The organism is Chryseobacterium sp. ISL-6, assembly GCF_018613715.1.
Lineage (GTDB): Bacteria > Bacteroidota > Bacteroidia > Flavobacteriales > Weeksellaceae > Chryseobacterium > Chryseobacterium paludis.
In genome coordinates, this window is record NZ_JAGGPT010000013.1 from 84,584 (window position 1) to 109,501 (window position 24,918).

The 24,918-nt window shown below is 34.7% G+C and carries 28 protein-coding genes; 13 read left to right on the forward strand and 15 right to left on the reverse strand.

The window, feature by feature from the left end:
* Positions 1–99: 99 nt before the first annotated feature.
* The 7 genes from J7E44_RS21990 to J7E44_RS22020 are packed head-to-tail and all read right to left on the reverse strand — an operon-like array spanning position 100 to position 7,724.
* On the reverse strand, positions 100–1,128 hold the full coding sequence (locus J7E44_RS21990; protein ID WP_214833805.1) for a hemin-degrading factor: 1,029 nt from the start codon (positions 1,126–1,128) through the stop codon (positions 100–102).
* An 11-nt stretch (positions 1,129–1,139) separates the two neighbouring features.
* Positions 1,140–1,790, reverse strand: coding sequence for a class I SAM-dependent methyltransferase (locus J7E44_RS21995; RefSeq protein WP_214833808.1), 651 nt, complete (start codon positions 1,788–1,790; stop codon positions 1,140–1,142).
* A gap of 2 nt (positions 1,791–1,792) precedes the next feature.
* Positions 1,793–2,566: a heme ABC transporter ATP-binding protein gene (locus tag J7E44_RS22000; protein WP_214833811.1), complete on the reverse strand. Its 774-nt coding sequence runs from the start codon at positions 2,564–2,566 to the stop codon at positions 1,793–1,795.
* Entirely contained in the window at positions 2,566–3,606 is a 1,041-nt protein-coding gene (locus J7E44_RS22005) for a FecCD family ABC transporter permease (protein WP_214833814.1), read from the reverse strand. Before J7E44_RS22005 ends, J7E44_RS22000 begins: the two co-directional genes overlap by 1 nt.
* Positions 3,590–4,468 (reverse strand): heme/hemin ABC transporter substrate-binding protein, encoded by an 879-nt coding sequence (locus J7E44_RS22010; protein WP_214833817.1) that lies wholly within the window; start codon positions 4,466–4,468, stop codon positions 3,590–3,592. The genes J7E44_RS22005 and J7E44_RS22010 overlap by 17 nt, the downstream gene beginning before the upstream one ends.
* A gap of 21 nt (positions 4,469–4,489) precedes the next feature.
* Positions 4,490–5,593, reverse strand: a complete 1,104-nt coding sequence (locus J7E44_RS22015; RefSeq protein WP_214833820.1) for an HmuY family protein — start codon at positions 5,591–5,593, stop codon at positions 4,490–4,492.
* A gap of 10 nt (positions 5,594–5,603) precedes the next feature.
* A complete protein-coding gene (locus J7E44_RS22020) occupies positions 5,604–7,724 on the reverse strand; it encodes a TonB-dependent receptor plug domain-containing protein (protein WP_214833822.1) in 2,121 nt (706 codons plus the stop codon).
* A gap of 94 nt (positions 7,725–7,818) precedes the next feature.
* Here J7E44_RS22020 and J7E44_RS22025 point away from each other — a divergent pair, with 94 nt between their 5' ends.
* Both J7E44_RS22025 and J7E44_RS22030 read left to right on the forward strand, forming a co-directional pair.
* Positions 7,819–8,619, forward strand: coding sequence for a T9SS type A sorting domain-containing protein (locus J7E44_RS22025; RefSeq protein WP_214833825.1), 801 nt, complete (start codon positions 7,819–7,821; stop codon positions 8,617–8,619).
* Between the two features lie 208 nt (positions 8,620–8,827).
* On the forward strand, positions 8,828–10,123 hold the full coding sequence (locus J7E44_RS22030; RefSeq protein WP_214833828.1) for a T9SS type A sorting domain-containing protein: 1,296 nt from the start codon (positions 8,828–8,830) through the stop codon (positions 10,121–10,123).
* A gap of 81 nt (positions 10,124–10,204) precedes the next feature.
* Here the strand turns inward: J7E44_RS22030 and J7E44_RS22035 are convergent, their stop codons facing one another.
* The 4 genes from J7E44_RS22035 to J7E44_RS22050 all read right to left on the reverse strand — a co-directional run bounded on the left by J7E44_RS22035 (position 10,205) and on the right by J7E44_RS22050 (position 12,110).
* Complete coding sequence (locus J7E44_RS22035) at positions 10,205–10,495, reverse strand: putative quinol monooxygenase (RefSeq protein WP_214833831.1); 291 nt, start codon at positions 10,493–10,495, stop codon at positions 10,205–10,207.
* Between the two features lie 86 nt (positions 10,496–10,581).
* Entirely contained in the window at positions 10,582–11,469 is an 888-nt protein-coding gene (locus J7E44_RS22040; RefSeq protein WP_214833834.1) for a sulfite exporter TauE/SafE family protein, read from the reverse strand.
* A 1-nt stretch (position 11,470) separates the two neighbouring features.
* Complete coding sequence (locus J7E44_RS22045) at positions 11,471–11,614, reverse strand: hypothetical protein (RefSeq protein ID WP_214833837.1); 144 nt, start codon at positions 11,612–11,614, stop codon at positions 11,471–11,473.
* An 88-nt stretch (positions 11,615–11,702) separates the two neighbouring features.
* Complete coding sequence (locus tag J7E44_RS22050) at positions 11,703–12,110, reverse strand: RrF2 family transcriptional regulator (protein WP_214833839.1); 408 nt, start codon at positions 12,108–12,110, stop codon at positions 11,703–11,705.
* 227 nt (positions 12,111–12,337) lie between these two features.
* On the opposite strand from J7E44_RS22050, the gene J7E44_RS22055 reads away from it, so the two are divergent.
* Positions 12,338–12,766, forward strand: coding sequence for a DUF4268 domain-containing protein (locus tag J7E44_RS22055; protein ID WP_214833842.1), 429 nt, complete (start codon positions 12,338–12,340; stop codon positions 12,764–12,766).
* Positions 12,767–12,817: 51 nt separating this feature from the next.
* Here J7E44_RS22055 and J7E44_RS22060 read toward each other — a convergent pair whose 3' ends face one another.
* On the reverse strand, positions 12,818–13,357 hold the full coding sequence (locus J7E44_RS22060) for a thermonuclease family protein (protein WP_214833845.1): 540 nt from the start codon (positions 13,355–13,357) through the stop codon (positions 12,818–12,820).
* 285 nt (positions 13,358–13,642) lie between these two features.
* On the opposite strand from J7E44_RS22060, the gene J7E44_RS22065 reads away from it, so the two are divergent.
* From J7E44_RS22065 to J7E44_RS22100, 8 genes are all read left to right on the forward strand, one after another.
* Positions 13,643–14,461, forward strand: coding sequence for a DUF2314 domain-containing protein (locus tag J7E44_RS22065; protein WP_214833848.1), 819 nt, complete (start codon positions 13,643–13,645; stop codon positions 14,459–14,461).
* 91 nt (positions 14,462–14,552) lie between these two features.
* The gene (locus tag J7E44_RS22070) at positions 14,553–14,897 is read left to right on the forward strand and encodes a hypothetical protein (protein WP_214833851.1); all 345 of its coding nucleotides are present in this window, start codon (positions 14,553–14,555) and stop codon (positions 14,895–14,897) included.
* Between the two features lie 145 nt (positions 14,898–15,042).
* On the forward strand, positions 15,043–15,627 hold the full coding sequence (locus J7E44_RS22075; RefSeq protein ID WP_214833854.1) for a spondin domain-containing protein: 585 nt from the start codon (positions 15,043–15,045) through the stop codon (positions 15,625–15,627).
* A gap of 91 nt (positions 15,628–15,718) precedes the next feature.
* A complete protein-coding gene (locus J7E44_RS22080; protein WP_214833857.1) occupies positions 15,719–16,192 on the forward strand; it encodes a thioredoxin family protein in 474 nt (157 codons plus the stop codon).
* A 52-nt stretch (positions 16,193–16,244) separates the two neighbouring features.
* Positions 16,245–17,114, forward strand: a complete 870-nt coding sequence (locus J7E44_RS22085) for a helix-turn-helix transcriptional regulator (RefSeq protein ID WP_214833860.1) — start codon at positions 16,245–16,247, stop codon at positions 17,112–17,114.
* A gap of 369 nt (positions 17,115–17,483) precedes the next feature.
* Positions 17,484–18,137 carry a hypothetical protein gene (locus J7E44_RS22090; RefSeq protein WP_214833863.1) on the forward strand — a complete coding sequence of 218 codons (654 nt, stop codon included), beginning with the start codon at positions 17,484–17,486 and terminating at the stop codon, positions 18,135–18,137.
* Between the two features lie 112 nt (positions 18,138–18,249).
* A complete protein-coding gene (locus J7E44_RS22095; protein WP_214833866.1) occupies positions 18,250–19,269 on the forward strand; it encodes a chymotrypsin family serine protease in 1,020 nt (339 codons plus the stop codon).
* Positions 19,270–19,525: 256 nt separating this feature from the next.
* Complete coding sequence (locus J7E44_RS22100) at positions 19,526–20,059, forward strand: hypothetical protein (protein WP_214833869.1); 534 nt, start codon at positions 19,526–19,528, stop codon at positions 20,057–20,059.
* A 97-nt stretch (positions 20,060–20,156) separates the two neighbouring features.
* On the opposite strand, the gene J7E44_RS22105 is transcribed toward J7E44_RS22100, so the two are convergent.
* Positions 20,157–21,065: a CPBP family intramembrane glutamic endopeptidase gene (locus tag J7E44_RS22105; protein WP_214833872.1), complete on the reverse strand. Its 909-nt coding sequence runs from the start codon at positions 21,063–21,065 to the stop codon at positions 20,157–20,159.
* A 222-nt stretch (positions 21,066–21,287) separates the two neighbouring features.
* Between J7E44_RS22105 and J7E44_RS22110 the strand changes: the two genes are divergently transcribed.
* Both J7E44_RS22110 and J7E44_RS22115 read left to right on the forward strand, forming a co-directional pair.
* Positions 21,288–21,854 carry a helix-turn-helix domain-containing protein gene (locus tag J7E44_RS22110; protein ID WP_214833875.1) on the forward strand — a complete coding sequence of 189 codons (567 nt, stop codon included), beginning with the start codon at positions 21,288–21,290 and terminating at the stop codon, positions 21,852–21,854.
* A gap of 87 nt (positions 21,855–21,941) precedes the next feature.
* Positions 21,942–23,012 carry a serine hydrolase domain-containing protein gene (locus J7E44_RS22115; protein WP_214833878.1) on the forward strand — a complete coding sequence of 357 codons (1,071 nt, stop codon included), beginning with the start codon at positions 21,942–21,944 and terminating at the stop codon, positions 23,010–23,012.
* Positions 23,013–23,326: 314 nt separating this feature from the next.
* On the opposite strand, the gene glsA is transcribed toward J7E44_RS22115, so the two are convergent.
* Both glsA and J7E44_RS22125 read right to left on the reverse strand, forming a co-directional pair.
* Positions 23,327–24,337, reverse strand: a complete 1,011-nt coding sequence (gene glsA, locus J7E44_RS22120; RefSeq protein WP_214833881.1) for a glutaminase A — start codon at positions 24,335–24,337, stop codon at positions 23,327–23,329.
* Positions 24,338–24,350: 13 nt separating this feature from the next.
* Entirely contained in the window at positions 24,351–24,902 is a 552-nt protein-coding gene (locus J7E44_RS22125; RefSeq protein WP_251040656.1) for a hypothetical protein, read from the reverse strand.
* Between the last annotated feature and the right edge of the window lie 16 nt (positions 24,903–24,918).

Here is a 24,918-nt window from a genome sequence, read left to right on the forward strand (position 1 = left end):
GTGAATGGCTAATTTGCATTTATCCTATTATCATGTAAAAATAAAAAGACCGCTTTGAATTACAAAAAACAAAACGGTCTAAATCAAATCATCTAACTATTATTTTTCCAATTCTGCTACAAGGTCTTTCCACTCTTGTAGTTCAGGAATTCCAGGTTTTCTTTTTCCAAAGAACTGAACGATGAAGTCTCCTTCTTTATTGAAAACTTCAATAGCTGTTACTTCTCCGTCTTCGGTTGGTTTTTTAACGATCCATGCTTCATCAATTTTAGTTACGTCCAAATGTAAATTGAAATCAGGATCCATTACATTGAACCATTGTTGGTGCCAAAGTGTTTTTTTAATGTTTCCAGTATGGATTTGGATAATACCTCTATTTCCTACAAAAACCATGATTGGAACATTCTTTTCAGAAGCATCTTCAAGAATGTTGACTACTTTAGCATTATCGATTTTTTTAGCAAATCCTTCGGGAGCTAATCTTAGAGCCTGCGTTCTGCTAACACCAAATTTTCTTGTCATCATGAAGAACTCATGGGTATCTTTTAGCTCAGTCCATGCTTTTTTGAAACCTTCAGCATCAATTTCAGAATCAGGTTTTTCAGCTGGTTTTGGTGCAATTGCTTCGAAAGTGAAAACTTCATTCTGATCTTCAGCTTTATTCTTTTCAACAATGGTATCGAATGCTTCTGCATTACTGTCTTTTGTAAGGTAGATCTTATGAAGAGCCAATCCGTCTTTTCCGAAGAACTGAAGACTTTTTTTATCTCCTTCTACTACTGCAAAAGCAAATTTCCAAGAGTTAAGGAAGATTCTAAGATCGATATCTTCACCTACAAAAAGCTGTGCATGAGGGCTGCTGAAGTCTCCATTAAGGTAAATCCCTTTTCTCTCATGAACACACTCGTCATTACGGGTAAGAGCCATTACCTTACCTAATTGTTCAACCTCAGTTAAAATATTTTGAAATTCTGGTTTTAGAATGGTTACCCCATCACCGATATTAGTTACTAATAAATCAGCTTCGCTTACACCTAATTGTAAAGCAGCATTTCTTATTCTTAAATGTGGATTTTCTGCTTTTAGAGCGTCCCACTTTTCTTTCAGTTCGTTAACTAATGTGCTCATTTTTATTTATTTTATTTTTTTATGGTTAAAACTGTATAAATTCTTGTTATTTTTTCGTTTCCTGTTTTACTTGCTATCTCTTCCTCTTTTTCCGAAATCTTCATTCTCTTAAAATGACTTTTAGAAACCACCTCTTCCATTTCTTCGTTACTGTACAGGTTAAAATTGTACTGTGTAAATGGTAACTTTTCCATGAAATCACGTTGTCCAAAAGTCAGTACAAATGTTCCGTTACTTTTCAAGACTCTGTAAATTTCATTTAAAAATGCAACAGGCTCTTCCCAAAAATAAACGGTATTGACTGTAAATATCTTGTCAAATGTTTTATCTTGAAAGGGAAGTTTCTTTCCTTCATATAATACAAAATCAGCCTGTATTTCAAATTCCTTATTTATTTTTTTGGCTTCATTATGCATTGTTTCAGAAATATCGATCCCTGTATAGCGGATATTTTTTGCTTTATCCAATATAGTTTTCAGGTGTCCCGCATTCCCGTGTCCAATTTCCAGAATGCATTCGTCATCTTCTATCAGTAATGTTCTGATGCTTTCCGAAGTCATGCTAATGTTCGTAGCATTCATCATTTCACCAATCTCGATCCCTTTTTCTCCCTGTGGGTTGGCAAGATTTTGAGCGAGGATTTTTAGTTCATCTTTTTCCATGGTTATCCAAAAATGATCATTGGGTTATTCGTTAAGGGGTGATCACAAATGGTACATGGGAAGTTATATGCATTGCTGATATTCTCAGCAGTAAAAACTTCTTCCGGCGTCCCATAAGCTGAAACACGTCCTGATTTCATTAATAATATTTTATCGGCATATTGAGCCGCTAAGTTCAAATCATGTAAAACTACGATGGCACTGTTTGCTTTTGTAGTGAATTTCTTTATAATTTCTAACGCTTTATATTGATGTTTAACATCGAGGTTATTCAGAGGTTCATCCAAAAACAGTAATTTATGAGCGATCTCATTTTGTAATTGTGCCAATACCCGTGAAAGATGTACCCGTTGTTTTTCTCCTCCCGATAGTGTATTATATTCTCTGTCTTTTAAATGATATACATCCGTTTCATACATCATATTATTCATCGCTTCAAGATCTTCTTTTCTCGGCTGTGCATCAAAATAAGGATACCTTCCCATCATGACAACATCTTTTACATCCAAAGGAATATCATTGCTGTTATGTTGAGAAAATTTAGCCTTATGTTTGGATAATTCTCCTACATTCCATTCACTGATCGATTTATCTTTAAATAAAACCTTTTGTTTTCCAGACTTTACTTCATTTGCAAGAACACTAAGTAAACTTGATTTCCCAGCTCCATTTGGTCCTACAATAGCTAAAAACTCACCATATCCCAATGATACATCTACTCCATCCAGAATATGAAATTCTTTATGTTTATAGCTGATTTGATGTGCTTTTATCATTACAGTGATTTTTTAAATTTAATTAAAATAGCTATAAAAATAGGTCCGCCCATTAGTGCCGTGAGAATACCAATCGGTAATTCTGAAGGCTGCACAATGCTTCTGCTGAAAGTATCAGCCGTTAATAGCAGAATACTTCCACAAACTGCAGACAAAGGAAGGATAAAAGCGTAATTCGATTTGAATAAAAGCCTTAAAATGTAAGGTACAATAAGACCCACAAAACCTATCGTTCCTGAAAATGCCACTGAGGTTCCAACCATCAATGCTACAATGATAATGATCTGCTTTTTTAATTTTTCAACATTAATTCCTAAATGCTGAGCATCTTTCTCACCTAACATCATCGCATTTAGCGCTTTTCCTTTCGGTATCAAAATGACATAAGAAATAATCAAAACAGTCACTAAAACAATATTTTTCGTCCAGGTTGCTGCAGCTAAACTCCCTAAATTCCAGAACGTTAAATCTCTCAACTGTTCATCTTTTGAAATATAGATCAAAAAACCAGTGATTGAAAAACCAATCGCAGTGATAGCAACCCCTGTAAGCAGCATCATGACCACATTCGTTTTTCCACCGCTTGAAGAAATCCTGTATACCAACATCATAGATAGAAAAGCTCCTATAAAAGCAGAAATACCTACTAAGGAAAATTGTACAACTTCAGGAAGATACTGTTTGAAATATCCACCTAAAACAATAGCAATTGCAGCAAGTAGTGTTGCCCCTGAAGTCAATCCAATTAAATCCCCTGTTGCCAATGGATTTTTAAAAAGTCCCTGCAATCCCGTTCCTGAAACAGCCAGCATACTGCCAATTAAAATGGCCATAATAATTCTTGCAGCACGAACATCCCATACTACATATTTATCACTTAATGATAAACCCTCATCTCCTTTTATTACCTGCCATAAAATTTTATACGGAGAAGCCCCGCTAAAATCATAAACCCCAGTATTAAGTGACCATACTGCTATAATAACAAGCAGTATGGTACTTAAAGTTAAATAAAAGTATAATTTACTTTGTGCTTTCAATTAATAGTTTGTTTAATCCAACTGCAGCCTCTCCTAATCTTGGTCCGAAACCTGATACCAAGCCTCCATCCATAGCGATGATCTTCTTATTTTTACCCGCATTCGTCTGAGAAACACCCGGCATTTTAAGAGCACCTTCATTTCCTCCTGCTCCTTGTAAGCCTGATGAGAAGAAGAACAGTACATCCGGGTTAGCCTTTACAACTGCTTCCGGAGTCAATGGTTTGAAATCTTCAAATTCACTTACTGCATTTTGTCCGCCAGCAAGATTGATCAACGCATCCATTGGCGTTTTTGTACCTGAAACCATCAACATATTTCCTCTCGCATAGATGAACAATACTTTAGGTTTTTTAGCAATCGGCTGTACCTGCTTCAGATCAGCATCTATTTTATCATTTAATTTCTGATAATCTGTATTTCCAATTGCTTTTGCAACCTGTTCGATTAATTTTTTAGTTCCTTCAACTGAATATTCCTGTTTGAAAACCTCAGCTTTTATTCCTGAAGATTTGATTTTCCCCAGTAATTCAGGGTTAATATCTTTATCAGAAGCTAATATCAATGTCGGGTTTACAGCCATAATAGGCTCAATAGTCATTGATCTTACGTGTCCCAGATCTTTAGCTGTCGCTTTCAAAGTTTCCGGATAAGTACTTGTAACGTCAGTTCCTACGATTTCTTTTTCATGCCCTAAAGCACTTACAATTTCTGTAATTCCACCGTTTAAGGTTACAATTTTATTATTACTTTTTGGTGTTTCGGATGAAACCGTTTCTGTTCCGTTTTCTTGTTTAGCCCCTTCTTTTTTACAAGAGTACACCGCTAAAAGTACGGATGCCACTAAAATTATTTTTTTCATGATATACTATTATTTGATTTATTATAAAACTTTGTATTGGAATTTAGGATTTCCTCGTACACCTTCTGCACTCGTAAGTCTAGTAAATCTTAACTTATAATAAGTTCCGGCGGCATCCTTAATTACATAGAATACATCACCCTTTACCTGATATCCTGAAGGTCCTACTTCTCTCCAATTTGACCCGATTACCCGTTGATCATTATGAACAAATTTTGTATTATCCACTTTTGAAATATCAAAGTTATTAAATGCTTCAATTGTAGATCCTGAAGAGACATGCACTTCATAAGCTCCAACATTCCCCATATTATTTGTTGTTACAAAATCTGCATATACATAACTTCCAGCTCCTTCAATTATATTCGTAAATACAGTAAAACAAAGATCCCATTTATTTTTCTCAGGTTGAATTGAAACTTCCTGATTATTCTTTAAACTGAAAAAATTATAATTGTAAGCAGCGTTCTTATTGATTATTGCCGTTTTAATCTGAGAACCTGTTGCATTTAGATCACCATATTTTATTCTATAAGCAGCACCTTCTCTTATCACTTGGAACTTCATCCAGCCTCTATCATCTCCACCATTCGCTACTGATCCTACGGCAACACTTCCTTGATAAACCTCTTTACCCATATTAATAAGGTAAATTCCGTTTTCAGATTCAGTTGCTTTTACTTCTCCAATTGCAGTATAACCATTTGGAAAATCTCCTTTTACATCATCAATATATATCGTATTCTCCGGTTTGAAATTTGCAACTTGTACTAGGCCTTGTAATGACGCTACACTTAATGAATTAACAGCATTAATATCTGTGGCATTAGGAATTTTTGAAGCAGCCATAATAATTGAAGAATTTAATACAACTTTAAATTCAGATCCAGAATAAAATGCAAGATCCCAGTCGGTTCTGGTCGTAAGTACTTGGCTGGGTTGGCCCTGAAGATCTACATTACTTAAATCGATCCACACTTGATTGGGTTCCGTTGGGCCACCAACACGTGCATCAACGGTTACTCCTTGCGAAGCAGTATATGGTACCGGATCTTCATTGTCATTAATACAAGATTGTGAAATAAACGATCCACCTATTAAAAGATACAATAGTAATTTTTTCATTTTTTTAATTTTAAAAATTATAGCCTACTCTTGCAAAGTAACTTCTGCCATAAAAAAGATTCGAATTTGGGTCTGCTGACTCATGAGCATTTCCAGGTATAGTGGTATCTCTTACAGAGGATACATCAAAAATATTTTTAACCCCTAAGCTCACTTCAAAATGATTTTTAAAGAAAGGTTGGGTAACAATAAAGTTCATCATGTTGAAATCTCCACGTTCTCCAATTTCGTAATGAGATGTTTTTAGATCTGGAGATACTAAAACAAACATTTGTGATTTTCCAGTATATTTATAGAATAAGGACAAAGTCGTATTAAACTTTGGTACAGTATAGTTTGCAGCTACATTAGCTTCAAAAGTTCCAAAAAAATCATCTGGTGAGGTAACACCACCTTCACTTAATTCTTTTGAAATTCCATAATAAGTTCCATTTGCAGCAAACGAGAACGGTCCTTTTTGAGCCCGGAAATTAGCTTCAAAAATATAAGAACGGAAATTGTTTATATTGATGTATTTATATTTTAGTGGTTGTGGATTGATTAAAGCAAGTTCTATTCTGTCTTTTACTTTCATATAAGTTGCACTTGCTCCCAAGTTAAGATCCCAACCAGAAGATGTTTTTATTCTTTTTCCTGCATTTAAAGAGGCCGTTATACCTTCTTCCGGAATTAGATCTTCATTTCCACGAATATCATGATTACTATCTACTCTAAAAGTATATAGTTCATCAAAATTTGGAAATCTGTTTGCACTACCAACCACCAATCTAATATTGTCATTTTCAGTGATTTTTGCTCTTGCAGTTAAAGAGTAATTATGTAAAGTATTAAACTTATCACTTAAGGCTAAACGATAGCCCGGACGAAGTGATAACCAATCTGTTGCATTCCATTCAACAGACATGAAATTAGCATAATTAAATATTTTTCTTTTGATGTTATCCGTACCACCAAAATCTCCTGCGATATTACCAGCATAACCTGAGGTATGATCTAATTCATATCCTAATTGGAAATCAATTTTTTTACTATCTAAAAAATTACTAAATACACCTCTGGAATAAAAAACATCTGACTTATTATAAGATTGATACTCGTCTTTACTTTTAGCCAGCTTTCTGTTAGGAATATCATAAGTGTAATCTCTGTATTTTCTATCCTGTGTTTGATAAGAGAAATCACCTGTATAATTTATGCTTCCCAATTTAGTCTGTACATTAAGCTGATTTAGATATCGTGTCGTTTTATAGTCTCTATCTACTCCGGCATATGTCATATTTTCTACATCATAAAAATATTCCTGAACAGTAGGATTATAGTAATTTAATTTTTCATTTAAAAAACCAAATTTGTAGAAAATTGAAGTCTTATTTTTACTATATCTCAATATTCCATCAACATTTAAAACATCTTTTGGCTGCCACAAATAGCCTCTTTTTTTATCTTGTTCAAAGTATTTATACCCCTCCTGACTCCCTTTGAATCCCTGAAAATCATTACGATTTATATTAGCGCCAACATACCAATGCTCATCAATATTATATCCTACATTTAAAGTTTGGATATGTCTTCCTTCTCCTTTTTTATACCAGTCATACTCTTTACCAACAGTTTCTTCCTGTACCGAAGCATTTAAAGTCAACTTTTTCTGACTGTTCTTCTTGGTAATAATATTAATTACGCCTGCAACAGCATTACTTCCATAGTCTACGCCCATTGATCCTCTTACAATCTCAATACGTTCAACATTATTAATGTTCAATTTCGTAAGATCTATATTATTCCCAAGACCAATATCTCCCACAACAGGAATATTATCTATAAGAACTTTAGTATATTCTCCGCCAAGTCCCATAAGACTCGCTGTTGAGTTTCCTGAATTACGATCAGAAACAATCAGAACGTTCAAACTTTGATTTAAAACATCGGCAACATTGGTAGCCGCCATATTTTTAATCTGTTGTTCATTGATCACTTCAACTTTATAAATGGATTTATTAATTGATTGTTGTCTATATTGTCCCGTAACGACAACTTCTTCTATCTGTTTTTGATTTAGAGAATCTTTTTCCTGTGCATTCATCCACAAGACAGTGGATAATGAGAGTATAGAAAGCACCTTCTTCTTCATAGACGCAAAATTTTCGACAAATATAATGCTTTATTTAGAACAGTTAAAAATAATTTATTACTTTTGTCGAATAATTCTAAATAAAAATAATGTTATGAAACTAAAACTACTTTTTGGAGCTTTTATGTTTTCCGCTATTACAGCTAATGCTCAATTAGCATCTATCAATGAAAACTTTGATTCGTTTGCTACTGTAGGTACAGGGTCATTACCACAAAACAACTGGACTACAAAAATTAATGTTGTGGATCCTGCTTCAGACCCTATTTTAACTGTTGAAGGGACAGCTGATAAATATATTCAGGCATATTCACTATTTTCTCCAAACGTACCGTTTTACTTAATTTCACCACAAATTGTAGCACCAACCGTTGGTCAGACTTTATCAGTAAGTACGTTAAGAATTGGAGGTGTACCAGGAGGAACTGGAACTCTTCAAATTGGATTAGTGGCAAGTCCAACAGATATGTCAACATTTACTCCTATTGGAAATGCCATAGCATTAAGCAGCTCTACAGCAACAACTACAACTGTAAATGTTCCTACTTCAACTTATCAGTATATAGCATTTAAATTTTCTGCAAGTATGGTACACCAGGCATTACGTTTAGATAATGTTGTATTAACTGCTGCAGGATCACTTGGCACTTCTAATAATGTAAAATCAACAAACACTATCAAGTTTGCTGTAAACTCAGAAAACACCGCTTTACAATTTGTATCTAAAAAAGATCCGAAGAATATTCAGATTTATTCTGCGACTGGACAAAAATTAGCTGAAGGAAAACTAAATAACCAAAGATTTGATATCAGTAAACTTCAAACTGGTATTTACTATATCGCTATTGAAACCGCTGAAGGTTCAGTAACGAAATCAAAATTTATTAAAAAGTAAGATTTATTAGATATTACCTTACGTTTTTATTAAGGGCGGCTTTTATAAAGCCGCCCTTTTTTCATTTAAAAGCATCTCTAAATATCGATCAACACAGATAAAATTGTGTGATTAATTGGTCAAACAAGAAAAAAATCATGTTTTTATTTAGACTCATTAAAAATAAAAGCATACTTTTGTAGAATAATTCTAAATAATAATTAAGGAGATGAGAACAAAACTACTTTTGGCTTCAATGTTTGCATTCGGTGTTCAACAGACAGTATTGGCACAAACAGATGCAAATGGATATACTACGGTTAATTTAACAACAGGAGCAAATTACCAAAATCGTGTGTTTTTTGATTTTAGTGCCAATAATATTGTATCACAACCAGCAGACACCTGGGATGTTGCTTTTTTCAGAAATTCAAGCATGAGTTTTGGAACCAGAATCAATGATGCTCAAAACGTAGAAGTATATCAGGCTTCTGCCGTACCTGCAGATTGGGATAATATCAATATTATCAATATTGCTTCCTGGGGGGCTCCTTTGTATAATCCTGACCAAACTACTTCTCTTCAGGAAGGGGCATTTGAACAGGGAACTGCAATGTATGGATGGGGTGATTATAATGGCGGAACACATCATATTGATGGAAAAGTGGTTTTCGTTTTAAAATATGTGACCACAAATACGTATGTGAAATTCATGATTACTGATTATTTTGGTGGATATACTTTTAAATATTCAAAATGGAATGGAACATCTTGGGATGCTACCCAAACAAAAACTATAGCCAATGGAACGGATGATGCTTATTTTAATTACTTTTCTTTCGCTACAGGAGATAAAGTAGCCAACCTTGAACCATCAAAGGCTAATTGGGATCTGATGTTTACAAGATATTGGACTGATTATCCTTATGTTGACCCACAGGGAAACCCACAAACAATGAAGTACAGAATGTCAGGAGCTATTCAAAGTCCAACAATTTCCGTAGCAAAGGTAAAACCAGAAACACAGGCAACTGCCACATCTACTATTCCTGCATCCAATGCTTTTTCCAGTAATATTACTGCAATTGGTCATTCATGGAAACCTACCTCAGGAATTTATAATGATGTTGTCTACTATGTAAAACAAGGGGCTGATTATTACAGAATGTACTTTACATCTAATGGTGGTGCCACTTCAGGTAATATGTACTTCAAATACAAAAACATTACCTCTACTTTAGGAATTAAAGAAGTAGGCACAAAAGCTTCTTTTGGAATTTATCCGAATCCTACAGCATCTGATAAAAAAGTAACAATTTTGTTTGATGTAAAAGAAAAAGCAAACAACAAAGGAAATGTTGAAGTATATGATCTTTCAGGGAAGCAAGTTTACAAAGCTGAATTAACCAATCAAACCGGTTTCTATAAGCAAGACCTGAATTTATCAACACTTACTTCCGGAACTTATCTGGTAAAAATAACTTATGGTGGAAACACCGAAACCAAAAAGTTAATTGTAAAATAAAACTTTTAAATTCTAATACTTTCTATTTTTTCTAATAAAAGGCTGCCTACCACTGTAAGCAGCCTTTTAAAATTAAGTTTCTTAGTAGATCTTAAATCCTTTATATACCTCAGTTGAACTTTCCATCATCCTGGAAGTATCGGTACGAAAATTTAGAAGGTGATCCTGACCTACATGATTATTATGGTGTTCTACCGTTTCCCATAATTCAATCATAAAAAAGGTTCCTTTATTATCCTTATCTTCAATAAGATCATACTGCAGGCAGCCCTCTTCTTTTCTTGTTTCCCTTACTAAATTCTGAAATAATTCCACCGCTTCCATTAAGTAGTTTTCATGAAACTTAAAAAGCGCAACGATATGTAAATTCATACTCTATTTATTATCGTGTAAAAGTAAAATATTTTCAAAACCGAATGTATTTTTAAGGCCTTTATTTTTCCACAACAATCAGATGTTTATTTGAAAATGGATTTATAAATAGTAATTAAACTCATCACAATGACTAAACTTCCGATAAACAAAAACATCTTTTTTACAGGCAGCTTCGCTGTAAGCATCGCTGAAAAAGGAGCCGTTACAATCCCACCCATTAAAAGTCCCAGAATAATATTCCAGTGTTGAATTCCCAGTGTAAAAAAGAAGGTAACTGCTGCGGTAATAGTTAAAATGAATTTGGCAACCGTTGAACTTCCTACTGCAAACCTTGGTGTAAAAGCATTTTTAATTAGAGTCCCCGTTACTAGCGGTCCCCATCCTCCACCAGCAAAAGAATCAATAAAACCTCCGATCAGGCCTAATCTCGTAAGATTTGTTTTCCTTTTTAAAGCTCTATTCTGTTTGGGCTTAAAAGCATTGGAAAGAATTTGAATACCAAGATACAAAGTATAAAAAGCAATGATGGTTTTGGTAATCTTAGAATAATACTCGCCCAGATAAGTCAGAGACAAAGCACCGATAACCGCTCCTATTACCGCAGGAATGGCTAATTTCTTAACTAAACTTTTACTTACATTTTTCAGTTTGATATGACTTATACTTCCTGCAGCCGTCGTAAAGCTTTCCGCAGAATGAATACTTGCACTTACAATATGGGGCGGAATATTCAGAAATAGCAGTGTTGTTGTACATATTACGCCATAACCCATTCCCATAGATCCAGCTACAATTTCTGCAAAAACACCTACTAAAAGCATCCAGTAAAAAATATAATTGTCTTTGGCTAAGATATTCAGGAGTTCGTCTAGATATCCTAAATTATACATTGAGAAAATTACAATAAACAATACTGCAATAGTAATCAGCAGCACATTCAGCCTTACCTGGACTTTTCTTGAAATTACCATCTTATACAATCATTAATTTTATAAGGTTCCAATTTCCGTCCATGGATTCTGAAAAGATAAATCTATATGGCAATTTAGAGACAATCTTTATACTATCCTCTCCTGAAAGCTTTTTTAATGCATCTGCATCATTTTTTGGAATCATAGTCTGTTCATTTGGCGTCTTGCAAATATCAAACAAAATAATTATCCTACCAAAAATGTAGACTAATAATTCAAAAAAAAGGATCAGATCAGTCGATCAAATCCATTAATGTTTTTTCTTCAAGGATCCTAAGTGAGGCATCCCGAACTTCGATAAGTACATCGTGTAGACCACAGTGATCTTCATTGCAGTCATCACATTTTTCATAGAAATTTAAACTTACACAGGGAAGCATAGCAATAGGTCCGTTCACTAAACGGATAATTTTAGCAAGCGTCACATTGGCAGGGTTTTCTTTAAAGAAATATCCACCACCCTTTCCTTTCTTACTATCAAGGATGCTTGATTTTTTTAGTTCAAGCAGAATATTTTCCAAAAATTTCAGCGGAATTTTCTTATGTTCTGCGATTTCGGAAATAAGCGTAGGCCCTTCATTTCTTTTTTCTACAAGATATGAAAGTGCCTTAAAAGCATATTGAGATTTTTTTGACAACATTACAGCAAATTTAAGAAAATAGTTTCAATTGTGTAATAAGCTCTACTTAACCACAAGCGACACTATGTATCTTGTACTAAGTTACATTAATAAAGACTTCTACTCCCATAATTCTAATCATTTATACACTATCTCCCCCGATTTAGGTAAATGGATTAAATTACTTATCCTGCGATTTCAATATCTATACTTTTGCACTTTTCCTTATAATTCATTAAGTTTGTTTTATGTTCAGTAAACAAGAAGCACAGCAGCTAAAGAAGGAGTTTTGGACGGCTTTTGGTAAGTCGTTTCCAAGAAAATGGATGTTATATGATACAAAAGTGAAAGACTTTGCATTTAAATTTAATGCAGATAATAAAAAAGCTGAAGTTTCTCTGGATATTGAAATGAAGGATGAAATCTTTAGGAACGCGTATTATGAGAAGATATGGTCTTTGGAGGACATTCTTAAAGATTATGTAGGCGAGTTCAATAAAGATGAATATTTCACTTTAGATAACGGAAAAGTGATCAGTAAAATCTGGATCGAAAAACATAACGTTTCCATCTTTAATAAAAACACCTGGAGTGATATTTTCGAATTTTTTGTTGAAAAAATGGATGGTTTCGAAAGATTTTATTATGAGTATGAAGACTTTATAAAGGATGTTTAACCTTCAAAAAACATTCTTTAGTAAGACAACTTAAAATTGAAATCAGTCAATTTACTTTGAAATTTCCTTTAACGAGATTGATGATAGTTTAGCTTTTGCTTTTCTCTCTTGATAAGCTGCTCTTTTTGCTTTTCTCCATTCCCAAGGTGAAACAGTTCCACTACCCGACCAAAGTCCTAATTTAAGAGATCTTGCTTTAGATTCTAATACCCCTAAATTCTGGTTATCAGAATATTGATAATACCACCATCCAAAACCTTCTTTTATAATTTTTTCAGAGAGATACTGGTCATTATTAAAATACACTTTAGCTATTATTCTACCATATCGGTCAGAATTGGTTTTGTAATATTGGATTTGTTTACCATAAACAAGATCACTCGTGAACTGCTTGGCATTTTTTCCAAATGGCTGTCCTTTCTCGGGACAATCTACTTCTGCAAGGCGTAATGTGGTTTGATTATTATTTTGGTCAAGAACCAAAATAGTGTCTCCATCTTTGACACCTATTACTTTCGCTTTAGTCTGTGATAAGATTAAACTTGAAGCACCAATCAACATTAAAAAAAACAACTTCTTTACTATTCCCATTTAACTTTTCTCCTTTTATTTAACCTTCAGATTTCAATGTGCAATTTTAGGTATTTTAAAAATTTCTTACACCAGCTTTGCCAAATATTTATTAACATTGCTCAATATAAAACTACATCTAGTCTCGTTTTTTAAGAAAATTTTATCATAAATCCCAAACCATCAAGTACTATTTTTCGTATTTTAGTCCATTAAATAGTTCGGCTTTATAAGTGTTTGTAATGCTTTTCAGCAACTTATTCCGATTCTTTCTTTTAACCTTAATCACAAAATATTTTAGATACAATGGAAAACAGTACCGTTTTTTTTGCAGACGGAAGCGATCCGAAAATGATTGAAGCCTATAAAAAGGCTCAGGAAACTTTTAAATACTTCTGGAGAGAACAATCCTGGGAGTATAACAGAATTATTCCGGGACTTAATGTTTCTTGTGTAAAAGCTGCTTTTTCTCAGGAAAACCCAGATTCTGATGAGCCAATCGTAGAACATATGTGGCTTAATGAAATTGATTTCGATGGTGATCGTGTAAAAGGAATCTTGATCAACCAACCCAATGACCTTACCAATATAGAAGTCGGTGATTATGTGGATGTCCCTTTAAATGAAATCAGTGACTGGCTTTTTGCCATGACCCCAATGACCCCAAAACCCAAAGGTCTCTCCAAACTTTTCTCATCTTCAGCAGAACCTTTACCAAAAGCTTATGGTGGTTTTACCATTCAGAAGATGCGTTCTGATATGTCAGTTTCAGAAAGAAAAGAACATGACAAAGCATGGGGACTGGATTTTGGAGATTATAACGACATTGAAATCGTTCATGGGCAGAAAGAACAACCCGAAAACCTCATCGAACATCCAATGAGTAGAAACTCCAAGGAAAATTTTGTCCAGTTTTTAAAAGATTATCCTGATGAGATGAATTATGCAGACGAAAATGGATTTACACTTCTTCACAGAGAAACAATTGCTGGAAATTTAACTTCAATAAAAATCTTACTGGAAGCCGGTGCTGATAAGAATGCAAAAGCCAAGAACGGAAAAACAGCACTCGACTATGCAAGACAGCTGAATTGGGAACATTTGATTCCTGTTTTAAGCAATTAAAATATAAAGAGAAGCCTTCGGGTTTCTTTTTTATTTAAAGTAATAGTTCCATAATTTTAATATATTTAGAACCTTATTGAAAAACTAAAACATGAAACTTAAGTCTTTATTTCTTGGAGCGCTATTGCTGAGCTCCTATTCATTCGGCCAGGTTAAGGAACTGGAAAAATTCAGAAAAGAGGTTGATTTTTTAATCAATTATGATCTTGGTAAAATAAATTCAACACCTAAGACAGAAGCCAATACCATAAAACTTAAACAAAATGCTGAGAAAGCATTTCTCGAATTTATCCTCCATAAAGACAGTCAGAACTTAGATCATTTAAAAAGTAACAGCATCGATAATAAAACAGATTATATTATTGGCAACAACAATTACTCTTTCAAGTCTTTAAGAATCGATCCCTACAATAACCATTACCAATACATCGGGTAATACCTCCAATCCAACCCCCTTCAGTCCGGGAGTATGGGCTATTTCATATATTGCAGGTGGAAATCTTCTTAATCCAGCGCCTCTTTATAAAAAAGGAAGTCCTTCTGTTAACGGTTTAACCAAAATTGCTGAAGCCGGTGACCCTATGGATCTGGGAAATTATATCAAAGGACAAACAGGAATTTTCACTCCACTTTCTCCAATATTAGTGGTCGTTTACAATGGAATCGATAACCCGATTTATAAAACCGGAGAAAATGACAAAGGACAGGGATTAAAAGAACTGGCTCAAAAAGGAGATGCCAGTATATTAGCGGAATATTTAAAGAAAGTTCAGGGAGTTAAACAGGTTTATGTTCTTCCGGCAGCAGGTTCTACGGTATTACTACCAAAAATTGCAGGCCAGTCCGGAGGTAAAGTTTCCCAACAGCTTAATGTAACACCTGGTGATAAAATTGCCATTGCCACCATGTATGGTTTCTCCAATGACTGGTTTTTTGCAACAAAAGGAAGTGGTATAGATGCAACTCAGAAAGGAGATATTTCATCTTCAATCGCTCTATACGATAACGGAACAGCACTTAATCAGTTTCCCGGTGCCGGAATCACTCAATTTAATTTAGCAGGTACGCCATTAACGGAAAGTAAACCTATACAAGAGGTTCCAAACCCAAATGCATTTACCACATTGCCTGCTATTTCAAATATAATAAAGGTAAATCTTCAGTAAACGAAACTGATTATTAATAAAAGATACCTAACAATTGGACATTCAAAAAGTGTCCAATTTTCTCCTAATAAATTGTAAAAATTTAATTCAGATGAAAAATCCAATACGACAAATAAAAACAACCGGCATAGTTGCTTCATTATTCTTTCTGATGCTCACTTCATTGCATGTTCAGGCACAACAAAAAGCAGCTAAAAACATGATACAAAAAGAGGAAATCAGTTTCAAAAACAGCAGCTGGAAGGAAGTAACTGCTGAGGCAATGAAAAGTGGCAAATATATCTTTGTCGATGCCTACACGAGTTGGTGTGGTCCCTGTAAATTATTAAAGTCAACAACCTTTAAAGATAAAACCGCTGCAGCATATTTTAATAAGAACTTCATTAATTATACCGTAGATATGGAAAAAGGAGAAGGCATTCCGCTTGCTAAAGAATGGATGATCAACTCCTACCCTTCCTTGATTTTCTTTAAACCAGATGGTAAGATGGCATTAAAGCAGATAGGATATGTAGACGGTAAAAATCTGATTGAACTGGGACAACAGGCGATCGCAAAAAAATAGTTAATTTTAAGTCATCGGTATGACAGTTTAAATAATTTACCAAAGGAAAAAAATGATCCGGAAATACGAAGAAAAATCAACCCTCGCCCGTTTTATCATGCATATAAACAATGAGGATCTAAAAGGGATTGGATTACGGAATGGCATACCGGTTCCGATAAATACTTTTGTGTACAATAAAGGTGAAGCGAAAACGGTAACCATAGATGAAATCGAGTATACCATGCCCGAAGCTTCTATATTACCATTAGTTGCCAGTCTTCATTTTGTTTTTGAACATCCGGATCAACTTATCGCATGGCAGTTTAATCGCGAATTTTATTGCATTGTAGACCATGATACGGAAGTTGGATGCGTTGGTTTTCTATTTTATGGAATACAGCACCCAATGTTTATTAAACTGGGTACAGTAGAGAAAAAGGCAATGATCCAGCTTGAAAAATTATTTCATGATGAATGGAAGTCAAGTGATAATTTTCAGGGAGAAATGCTGCGAACACTACTTAAACAGCTTATCATTAAAACAACACGTATCGCGAAACAGCAATGTGAGAGCTATCAGCAGTTTCCTGATGAAAAAATGGATATTGTAAGAAAATTCATGTTGGTTCTTGAGGGAAACTTTAAGAATGAACATGGTGTTAATTTCTATGCAGCTGCACTCAATAAATCTCCAAAAACACTGAGTAATATTTTTGCTATTCTAAAACAACCTGCTCCATCAAAATTAATACAAAGCAGAATTATTTTAGAGGCGAAACGTTATCTCCATTATTCGGATAAATCGGTAAAAGAAATTGCCTATGAACTTGGATTTGAAAGCTCGGCTCATTTTAGTCGGTTTTTTAAAATGTATTCCGGAACCAATGCTTCGGAGTTCAGAAGCTCATCAATGACCTTACCTACAAAAATTAATCCTTAAATTAATTTTACAACTTTACGTCTTTCCTTTTATCATATAATTCTGAAAAATGCCTATACTACAAGTATAATATAACTATAGAAAAACAGTCTCCAGAGGTATGCTGTCTATAAAAATCACCCTTCAGTATGCAGCAGAACTGGAATTCAAAAAGGAAATTCCCGGCAGCATAATATTAAATTCAAATAATTAATATTCAGATAATTATAATTCATAAGTATTTCTACGGACCATCTTATTTGGTTATTTCTACTCTAAAATTCACTTCTTTTTGTTTGTTACTTTGAATTGTTCAATCAGAGTAAAACACAGGCCAAGTCAAAAAAGCCTTTTCATAAAAGAATAACAATTAACCAAAAAAACAAAACCATGGACACTATTGAAATTATCAAAACCGGAGTGGGTTTCAGCGACCCTTTTGAACCTATTGTTTCAGATCTAAAAGGAGAAGCAAAAGAATCGTATTCAATCGAAGTATCAGGACAGGGACAGCTTACAGGACTTTCCTATACCATTCCTGCACACACTGAAGGAAGAATCACAGCAACGCTTCAGATATCTGCTTTATCAAGTCAGGATGTAAAAGATCTTAATAACCTGGCACTGGGTATGCTGGAAGCATCTTACCAAGAAGAAGTTAAAGAATATGAGAAAACATCGGCCAGTGCCAACCTATCCGTTTGGACCTGGTTCTTTGGCGGTGGTGGTGCTTCTGCTTCTTATGAAAAAACAAAGGATTCAATGAAATCTAAAGGCCTTACTGAAGCGCAGATCACTACTTTAATGAATGCATTCCTTGAAAAGGCAAAAAACATGTCATCAGTAAAAATTGACTTCTATGTTAATAATTCTGCGAATGATTATTCTGTTTCTGGAGACCTTTATTTATATACCGTTTCAGGATCTATCAGCACTGAAAAAGGAACATCACAATACCGTATGTTAGCTGATCAGGCTTCAGCCGGTGGTCCGCCTCCATCAGGTGGTGGGGCTCCTTCATCAGGAACGATCAAACTGAACTAACACTCACTTTTAGTGAAGATCATTAAAATTCGGGACAGCATCAAAAAAGCTGTTCCGAATTTTGATACTGGTCATATCATCCCATCAACCAACCCAATTAAAAACCAAAATCATGAAACTAAGTAACGAAGAGCTGGCATTACATGATGTAATGGCTGCAAAACTACCTGACCTTATTGAGGAATACTTCAAAAGACCTGAAATAACTTCTGTTGGCGTTTCCCTGAAAACCGTTAATGATGAACTTACCCATCAATTGAGCTATACTTTTGGTGTAAAAAAGAAACTTCCGCTAACAAAAGTATCGAACCCGATTCCGGCCACCATTTCAGGATATCCGACAGATGTTATTGAGCTTGATGTTCAACCTAATACTTTAGCTGAACCTAATCCCGTCATCGAAGCTACCCGTAATGAGAAGACCGATCCATTGATCGGAGGAATCAGCATTTCAGCCAATGGTGCACTCATGCATGGTGGAAGAGAAATAAGAGGTAATGGAACTTTAGGGGTAATGGTCAATAAAAAGAATGATGACAATCCTTATATGATGACCTGTGCCCATGTACTGGTAGGTACTACCACAAAATTGGATGCCGATGTATGTCAACAGTCAAAATGGGAAACCACTTTAGACTACTGCCATGATTGTGCTGCTTTAAAGAGCTATTATCACGAAAATGTTTCTTTTCAAAGAGGCTCATCAACCATCAGCGCATGGCTAGACTGTGCCATTGCAAGAAAAGGATGGTTTAGAAATGCTACTATAGGAAAAGTGTATGGCATAGGAAATGTGATTGGAGGGTTTGCAGTAATCAACGCATCTATCATCGGTGAAGAAGTTTATAAAAGTGGGATTACTACAGAAGTTACCACAGGAGATATTACAAGCATCACAACGTCACTAAGACTTGACAATTTTGATGGAACAGAGGTAATTGCCACCAATCTGACCATGGTAAGAGGGAGATCAGGACGTTTTTCCAATTCAGGAGATTCCGGATCAGCTGTCTTTACAACAAATGGTTCTCTATTGGTAGGCATACTTGGTGGGTCAACAGTTTCCGGAGATCAGGCCTTTGTCTCTCCTTCCGATGCTATTCTCAGCAAGTGGCCAGGTCTTAGCTTTTAGAATTAAAAATCCTTTTCAATTATATCATTTATACTTTGAAGGTGAGCCAATAGGCTCACTTTTTTTGTTTAAATTTCTTTCAAAAAAATGATTCATATTCTTTTTCATTTTTAAAATAAGGGTAAACCCCCAATTTCCAAAAATGGATGTTTACCCTGTGTAATACCAAAAATTTTAATTTGAAATTTGTGATACAAGTCTATCATTTAAAAAGTTAGATCCTATACTACAGATCATTATTAAAAAATATAACCATATGCCAAATTACAAACAACTTTTAGAAACAGCCACTGCTTATTTGCCAACATCCTTATGGGGATGGATTGCCACCATTGGTGGTACTGCAGCGGCAACTATCATTCCCTCTACCATTTATGATTTTTACCAACGGTATAAGCGTTATGTTCTTCTTGCAGATAACAGTGCTGCTTTTTTGACAGGAGGTGGAATTCACGGTATGGACAATAATGCAGGCAACAATATCGAACAGCATCTTGACACATTCAGACAAATTAATGGTCTAAGGAATCAGAGACAAGATGATGCCCGGGCCCATCTTTCTCCTTTTGGATTATTCTATTCACAATTTTTAAGGGAGGGACATTCGGACATTGATGAACTTATTGCAAAAAATATAGCAACCATAGCTGCTGGAAGAGATTCCATAACTGATGAAGAGTTTGAATTAGCCCTTCAAAATGCTATTATGGGAGCAACACGCACAAGAGGATCACTTACCTATTTTGCAAGAAAAATAGGAGGACCAATATATAGATTGCTAGGAAGATAATGCTTTTTACCCTTCTATGAGAAACAGCGCTCCATCACAGAGCGCTGTTTATTTTTATTATGGATTAAGGAAAAATCCGATAAAATCCTTGATGGTCTTAAGTCGTAATGGTGGTTTGTGATACAGGGGTTTCATTCCTTTGTTCCGGCAACTCTTTTCTTCTTCGCCAGAAATAATAGGCAACGATGACCGTTGCAATAGGTACCGCTATACCAAATTCATCCATATAATAATTCGTATGCCCTTTATCTACTGTAAGTGGTGTAAATATTGACTGTATAAAGAGATTATGACTGGCATGAAGGATCGCTGCAGTCCAGAGGCTTCCGGACTTTAACCGGAACCATGTAAAGATGAAACAACAGGCAAAGATCATTACTGTAAAACTGGTAAGGGCCAACCATTTAGGACCACCTGTATTGTAGTTTGAAAAAAGAAGAAGTGGATAATGGTAAAGAGACCATACCACTCCCATCCACAATGAGGTACCGGTATATGAATTGATCTTAGCCAATTGTGGTGTCAGAAAACCACGCCATCCAATTTCCTCACCTAAAGCAGAACCTACAGAGCGAACCATCCCAAAGCTGCTCATCAGTAAAACATAAAGGACAATGACCATCCCATCCGGTAGGTCCCATCCCATTCCTTTACCTATTTCTGCTACAAATTCATGATTATAAAAACCACCGGCTCCACTGATCCAGATAACCAGGTAAGGAACAAGAGCATATAAAAGGGGAATACAATAAGCTAAGAGCTGATATTTCGTAAGTCCCCACTTCCAACCCAATGAGGAAATAGGAATTCCTCTTAAACGACAGGTAAGCAATGCTGCTATAGCAGGACACCACATAACTATTGTAGCATAAGATACGGCTCCACCGCCGAGTTTTCCGGTACGGATGCACATATAATAAACAGGCAGACAAAAAAGTAAAGTTAAGCCCAGATAAAGAGCAACATTCTTTCTGGTCTCGGGTTTAGAGATTGAAGTACTTTCCATAAAAATATTGATTGGTGTAGATTCATAAAAAAATGATAATTAAATAATTAATAAAAGTTTGATATGAATCATTTGAATAAAATTACATTTATTTTATTCATGTGAATCAATTTTTATATTTATATTTTTCCCGTGCTGCTGATTCTGTTTTTACTATTGAAAAAAATGTAAATTAGCCCTCGAAAATCAACTAAAAAATACCTCAGTAGAATAACCAGCGCTATGTCTAAATTAAAGGCCCTTAGAGAAAATAAAAATCTGACACAGGAAGAGTTATCAGAAAAATCAAGAATTTCTGTACGTACTATTCAGCGAATAGAGTCCGGAACCGAACCAAAAGGACACACACTAAGAGCACTGGCAAAAGCATTAGAGATACGGGAAGATTTATTACAGGATACAGAGGTCATCATTGAAAAAGATGATGTAAATACAGAATTAAAAGAAGAACAACCTGACATCAATTATTCCCTGATAAAAATAATCAACCTTTCATCACTTCTGTTTATTGTAGTACCACCAATTAATGTATTGGTTCCACTGATACTCATGTTCACCATGAAGCAAAGAAACAGTATCGCCAAACAAATCATTTCTGTTCAGATTCTATGGACCGTATTCGCTCCGATTGTATTTATGTTGGGAATCTTTTTAAAATTGGGGAGACAGTTTACATTGATCATTATGATCGCAATAGTTCTTTCCAATGTATTTATTATTCTTAGAAATGCTGCAGAAATTGACAGATATAAAAAACTTTACTATAAACTGAAATTCAATATGATATAATTCCTGTCAGGACTTTGTCGGGTTTTTGTCGGGCTCATTTTTAAAGCGAAAATATATAAAAATATAATCTTTGTCAAAAATTTAGCAATGACAAAGTATATCCAATACATCTTTTTATTATTAGTTGTTTCCATCAATAATATCTATGCACAATCAGAGAAAAAAACTACAAATAATGATGAAATGATCTTTAGTAATGACCCGTCCATCGAAAATTGGCTAAAAGAAAATAAAATTCCAACTCTGGGATTAGGTATTATTGAGGACGGCAAACTAAAAGAGGTAAAGGTCTTTGGTGAGATAAAAAAAGGTATTTCAGCACCCAATAACACCTATTTTAATGTAGCTTCACTCACCAAACCAGTAACAGCAATGGTTGCATTACGTCTGATAAGCCTGGGAAAATGGAAACTGGACGAACCCCTTGATCAGTACTGGGTAGATCCAGATCTTGCAAATGATCCAAGACATAAAAAACTGACCACCCGAATAATTCTGAGCCACCAGACAGGTTTCCCAAACTGGAGATGGATGAACACTGATAAAAAACTGAATTTTCAGTTTGATCCCGGTACAAAATGTCAATATTCGGGAGAAGGCTTTGAATACCTAAGAAAAGCACTTGAAAAAAAATTTCAAAAATCTTTGGATCAACTCGCTCAGGAATTGATTTTCCAACCTCTCAAAATGAATGACACCAATTACATTTGGGATCAAAATATCAATGAGTCAAGATTCGCCATTGGCTATAATAAAGAAGGACAGCCTTATCCAACAGAAAAAAGGGAAACAGCTAATGCTGCAGATGACCTTCATACTACTGTAGAAGACTATGGAAATTTCCTGATTAGTGTGATGAAAGGTAAAAGCCTGAAACCTGAAATTTTTCAGGAAATGGTCAAAAAACAGGTAAAAGTAAAGGGCGATCTTTATTTCGGATTAGGCTTTGCAATGTATGATTTAGGAAATGGTAACTATGCCTTATCGCACAGCGGATCTGATCCCGGTACACGATGCATTGCTTTTTTACTGCCCAATTCCGGAAAGGGAATTCTCATATTTACTAATGTAGATGAAGGACAAAAAATATATGAGAAACTAATTATTCATTACTTGGGAGAAGACGGAAAAAAGATTCTTGAAATAGAAAACAGGTAAATTGGATTTACATCAAAATCCCGGGCTAATGAAAAACAATATTTTAAAAGAAAGGACTTTTTTAAACACAAAGTTTTTGTGATTCTACTGTTTTATTTAAGCTAGCAAAGATGGCTTCGCTTATTAAGCTTGTAGATATAAAAATTCAAAGATTTTTGATAAACTGATGTGATCTTTTATGCGGCATTCTGGTGCTTAAAATAGCTTAGTGTTTAAAATCTTTGCGATCTTAAATAAGCGTTACCAAACTTCTTCTTTGCATTAAAAATAAAATCGGTACAACCCATAACTAGCACCTATTGGCTAAAATATTTTTAAAATATACTTAAATCATATGCTTTCACAAAGTCTAGGATCATGTGATAGCCCGCTAATGAATTTCCGTGTTGATCTAAAGCCGGACTAAAAACACCAATCCCCATTTTACCGGGAACACTTACTGTAATGCCACCTCCAACACCAGACTTACTCGGGAGACCCACAGTTCGGGAATATTCACCGCTGAATTCATACATTCCGGCAGTAAGCATTTGTGATTCTATCAATCTTGCGGTTTCTTTATTTTTATATTTAGAATCTCCATCAAACCTGGTACATTCATTAGCAAAGAAGTAGCCTATTTTAGCAAGATCTTCAGCTGTCAGTTCAATGGAACACTGCTTGAAGTAATTATCCAGCTGATCTTCATTTCCAGAAATCAATCCGTTATTTTTCATCAGATAAAACATACCTCGGTTACGATTTCCAGTAGACTTTTCGGATTCAAAAACAGATCTGCTGTAATCAATTGCCTGATTTTTGGTTATATATCTTACCAAATCCAACACTTTAAGAAATGGCTTTTCGCCTTCTCCTGAAATTAAAGAAGTCGTCCGAATGGCTCCCGCATTCATCATTGGATTAAGTGGTTTACCTGTTGTTTCAAGGTTTGAAAAATGATTAAAAGGCTGTTCAGATCCGAAGTATCCTATTTTATCAAAAACATTCGCTTCTCCTCTTTCATTCACAGCAATCATTAAGGCAATGATCTTTGAAATACTCTGCATGGTAAATTTCTTGCTTACATCACCACTATTAAGTACTTTACCATTTTTATCAACCACTGAGAACGCAATTGCTTTGGCATCCATTTTTCCCAATTCAGGAATATAATCAGCTACTTTACCCTGAGAATAGTACGCCCTGTTTTTATCAAGAATACTGGTTAATGTTTTTTCGGAAATCGTTGAAATATCTTCTGTTTTCTGAGCGTAAAATACTGTATTTAAAGAAAGAAAAGCTGCAATAAAAATTCCTTTTGCAGATAACAAACCACTATTTTTCATATCAGACAGAGCTCTATTTTACTTTTTCTAAAAGATATAATTTAGCCCCTGAAAATGCCAGTTTAGGCATCAGATTTCCCTCCAGAACCATTGTTTTATTATTAACATCAATAACCGAAAGATAATTATTGGAATTATATTCTATATAGTTTTCCTTTTCTTTTGTTATAGGGTTTTTTCCAAACTCCATTGAATATTTTACCCAATCCTCATCCTTATCAGAACTGCAATGTACCGGTTTAAATTTTGATCTTTTAGCTTTAAAAATAATCTGATCGAAACTGTCGACACAGTCTGAAGTAAATGAACTTTCAGGATTCTGATCTTTTGTAAAATCTTCAAAAGAACCACGGTAAGCTCCTACCACCTTCCAGGTACCATCTATACGGTCTTCATCAATTTTCCCTTTTGCTTTGCTTACTGCCCAGCTAATTCCATTTACAGTTCCCTTTACTGCTTTATAGCTTACATTTACAGCTCCTTTTACTACTTTGGCCGCAGTAGATACCACGCAAGAGTTTAATATAAGAACCGCAGAAACCAGAAATATTATTTTTTTCATCATTTTAACTGTTTACTAT